Raw genomic sequence first — 3,633 nt, forward strand, 5'->3', positions numbered from 1 at the left:
TTTTGGTTCCTTTTCGTCCGTCCGAAAAGGAACCCGTGGGCGCGGCGGAACGCGCTCGTATTTCTTGCCGCCAAAGGCGGCAATTCCCGTGAAAGCCCTCCGGCCCCCGGGTGGAAACCCTTGGAGGACTCCGCCGCTCCCTGAGCGGCAAACCAACAAAAAAGGCGCGCCCCGAAGGGCGCGCCTTTTGCTTTCGCAGTCTTACGCTTCAACGATGAAGCTTTTGACTTCCTTTAAAAACTCCGGGCAGTTGTCGGCGTAGATCTCCATCTTGATCGGCTTAGCGAGATCGAGGGAAAAGATTCCCATGATGGATTTCGCGTCGACGGCATAGCGTCCGGACACAAGGTCCACGTCGAAATCATATTTCGAAACGGTATTCACGAAGTTTTTCACGTCATTGATGGTGTCAAGTTTAATGACTACAGATTTCATGTCGATGTCCTCCTTCTTCTTGACATAATACTAATTTATGTTTTTACTACATTCTCACTATATCAGCGGGGTTTCTTTAAGTCAACTGCTAATTGTAATTGTTCCGAAAATTCATTATAATATGTGTATCCTTGGAAAAATCCCCTTTGGATACTGTGCAACTTGCACATGAAAATTATTCCTATTTTGGACGGAGTGTATAAATGAAAGCTGCTTTTTACACCCTTGGCTGCAAAGTGAACCAATATGAGGCGCAGATTCTCGAGCAGCTTTTTTCCGCCTCGGGCTATGAGATCGTCCCCCATACCGAGCCCGCCGACGTCTATGTGATCAACTCCTGCACTGTCACCGCGACGGGCGACCAGAAGACCCGCCGGATGCTGCGCCATCTGAAATCGCAGAATCCAAACGCCGTCGTCGCGCTGACCGGCTGCTATCCCCAGGCCTTCCCCGACGCCGCCGACCGGCTGCCCGAGGCGGACGTCGTCACCGGCGCGCGCGGCCGGGAACGGCTCGCCGCGCTCGTGGAGCGGGCGCGCGCCACGGGGGAGCGGATTGTCGACATCCGCCCGCACGAGCGGGGGGAGGCCTTCGAGCCGATGCGCGCCGAGCAGTTTTCCGAGCGCACCCGCGCGTTCGTCAAGATCGAGGACGGCTGCGAACGCTACTGCGCCTACTGCATCATCCCCACCGCGCGCGGGCCGGTCCGCTCCAAAAAACCGGACGAGCTGCGCGCCGAGCTCGAGGGGCTCGCAAATGCGGGCTACCGGGAGGCGGTGCTCGTAGGCATCAACCTCTCCTGCTACGGGAAGGACCTCGGCCTGCGGCTGATCGACGCGGTCGAGCTCGCCTGCTCAGTCGAAGGGATCGAGCGGGTGCGGCTGGGTTCCCTTGAACCGGAGCTGCTCACCGACGGGGACATCGAACGGATGTCCCGCCAGCGGAAGCTCTGCCCCCAGTTCCACCTCTCCCTCCAGAGCGGCTGCGACGCGACCCTCAGGAGGATGAACCGCCACTACGACGCCGCCGAATACGCCCGCATCGCCGGGAGCCTGCGGCGGCATTTTGAAAACTGTGCCATCACGACCGACATCATGGTCGGTTTCCCCGGCGAGGACGAGGCGGAGTTTGAGCAGTCGCTCGCCTTCGCGGAGAAGATCGCGCTCGCCAGGGCGCATGTCTTCTCCTACTCCCGCCGCCCCGGCACCCGTGCGGCGGACATGCCTGGCCAGGTGCCCCGCGCCGTCAGGGAGGCCCGTTCGGCCCGGATGATCGAAGCCACGCTGCGCACCCGCGCCGCTTTCCTCGCCGCGCAGGTGGGGAGCGAAGCCGAGGTGCTCTTTGAGAGCCGGACCGCCGACGGCATGCAGGAGGGCTATACCCCCAACTACACCCCCGTGCGGGTGCGCGCGGACGAGACGCTCGCCGGAAGCATCCGGAAGGTGCGGATCATTTCCGCGCACGGCGACTGGTGCGAAGGGGAGTTCCCGTCACGTCCATCCACCCTGTGCAAGTAAGAAAGAAGGCGCACCATGAACGACACCCTGAAACGCTTTGAAAGCTGCCTCACCGGAGACTTTGACAACTCCGCCCAGATCGCCGCCCAGGAGGCGGCGGGCAGCGTCACCCATCCCGCCGCGCGGCATGTCAGCCGCAACGTCAACGACCGGGTCGACCACCTTCTCGGGGACCCCGGCGGCTTTTTCGTACTGGAGGAGAGCTACTACACCCAGAACGGCAGGACCAACGCGATGCCGCACCTGTTTTTCTTCTCCTCCGACGCGCCCGGGTGCGTCAGGCTTGATTCCTACGACCTGCCGAAGGACCTTCCCCGCGCACAGCTTACCAACGACAACCCCGCCCTGCGCTTTGACTTCCGCGGGCTGTCCCGTTCTGAGACATTCACGCCACTCGTCTACCGGGAGGATGAACAGGGCGTTTTTTACGGCCGGTGCGTCAGCCGGTTTTCCGCCGACACCACCCTCACGCTGGAGGAGTGGATCGGCCCCGAGGTCCTGCTTGTCACCGAGATTCTGGAGAAGGCGGGCTGCGTCCTGGTGGGCGTGCCTTCCCCCATTGAATACCGCCGTGTTACAAAATAACGATTTGGAGGAGCACCAATGAGCGTTTACCGAATCTACGTGGAGAAAAAACCGGAGTTCGCCGTGGAGGCGGCGGGGGTCCTCAGCGATCTGCGCACCGTGCTGATGCTCGACTGCGTCAGGGGCGTGCGCATCCTCAACCGCTACGACGTCGAACGGATCGACCGGGCCGACTTCGACGCCGCGCGCGGCACGATCTTTTCCGAGCCGCAGGTCGATGTGACCTACGACGAGCTTCCCCCGCCCGCGCCGGGCGAAGAGGTCTTCGCGGTCGAGTACCTGCCCGGCCAGTTCGACCAGCGCGCCGATTCCTGCGCCCAGTGCATCTCCCTCGCCACCTCCAAAGAGCAGCCGATCGTGCGTTCCGCGCGGGTGTACATCCTTTCGGGCGACATCCCGGCGGACGCGCTCGACGCGGTCAAAAACTACCTCGTGAACCCGGTGGAGAGCCGGCTCGCGTCGCTCGGCCTGCCCGAAACGCTCGACGTCAAATACGACATCCCCACAACGGTGGAAACGCTCGACGGCTTCACCGCGCTCGACGCGGCGGGGCTGAAGGACTTCGTCGCCCGCTACGGGCTCGCGATGGACACAGACGACATCGCCTTCTGTCAGGACTATTTCAAAAACACCGAGCGCCGAGACCCGACCATCACCGAGATCCGGATGATCGACACCTACTGGTCGGACCACTGCCGCCACACGACCTTCCTCACCAACCTGAAAAACGTGAAGGTCGAGACCCCCTACATCAAAAAGAGCTTTGAAAAATACCTCGCCCTGCGGGACAGGCTCTATGCCGGGAAAGAGAAGCCGATGACGCTGATGGACCTCGCGGTGATCGGCGCGAAGGCGCTCAAGGCGGAGGGCAAGCTCCCCGACCTCGACGAGAGCGAGGAGATCAACGCCTGCTCGGTGAAGATCAAGGTGGATGTGGACGGCGAGGAGCAGGACTGGCTGCTCATGTTTAAAAACGAGACGCACAACCACCCGACCGAGATCGAGCCGTTCGGCGGCGCGGCCACCTGTCTGGGCGGCGCGATCCGCGACCCGCTCTCGGGGCGCAGCTACGTTTACCAGGCGATGCGCGTGACGG

3 protein-coding genes and 1 pseudogene are annotated in these 3,633 nt (G+C 62.0%); 3 read left to right on the plus strand and 1 reads right to left on the minus strand.

The genetic code is table 11. The features are described from left to right. Positions 1 to 201: 201 nt before the first annotated feature. Positions 202 to 435 (minus strand): HPr family phosphocarrier protein, encoded by a 234-nt coding sequence (locus RDM88_RS12140; protein WP_308755088.1) that lies wholly within the window; start codon positions 433 to 435, stop codon positions 202 to 204. A gap of 203 nt (positions 436 to 638) precedes the next feature. On the opposite strand from RDM88_RS12140, the gene mtaB reads away from it, so the two are divergent. The 3 genes and pseudogenes from mtaB to RDM88_RS12155 form a co-directional block, all read left to right on the plus strand. Next, a complete protein-coding gene (mtaB, locus tag RDM88_RS12145) occupies positions 639 to 1,952 on the plus strand; it encodes a tRNA (N(6)-L-threonylcarbamoyladenosine(37)-C(2))-methylthiotransferase MtaB (protein WP_308755089.1) in 1,314 nt (437 codons plus the stop codon). Between the two features lie 15 nt (positions 1,953 to 1,967). Then, complete coding sequence (locus RDM88_RS12150; RefSeq protein WP_308755090.1) at positions 1,968 to 2,537, plus strand: hypothetical protein; 570 nt, start codon at positions 1,968 to 1,970, stop codon at positions 2,535 to 2,537. Positions 2,538 to 2,555: 18 nt separating this feature from the next. Then, a pseudogene (locus tag RDM88_RS12155) lies at positions 2,556 to 3,633 on the plus strand (phosphoribosylformylglycinamidine synthase); the annotation flags it as partial.

This window comes from uncultured Anaerotruncus sp., assembly GCF_902490045.1.
Classification (GTDB): Bacteria; Bacillota; Clostridia; order Oscillospirales; family Ruminococcaceae; genus Anaerotruncus.

What these genes read in the sequence shown, in the direction of transcription:
- RDM88_RS12140 (WP_308755088.1), bottom strand. Translation starts at nt 435, where the DNA reads ATGAAATCTGTAGTCATTAAACTTGACACCATCAATGACGTGAAAAAC.
- mtaB (WP_308755089.1), top strand. Translation starts at nt 639, where the DNA reads ATGAAAGCTGCTTTTTACACCCTTGGCTGCAAAGTGAACCAATATGAG.
- RDM88_RS12150 (WP_308755090.1), top strand. Translation starts at nt 1,968, where the DNA reads ATGAACGACACCCTGAAACGCTTTGAAAGCTGCCTCACCGGAGACTTT.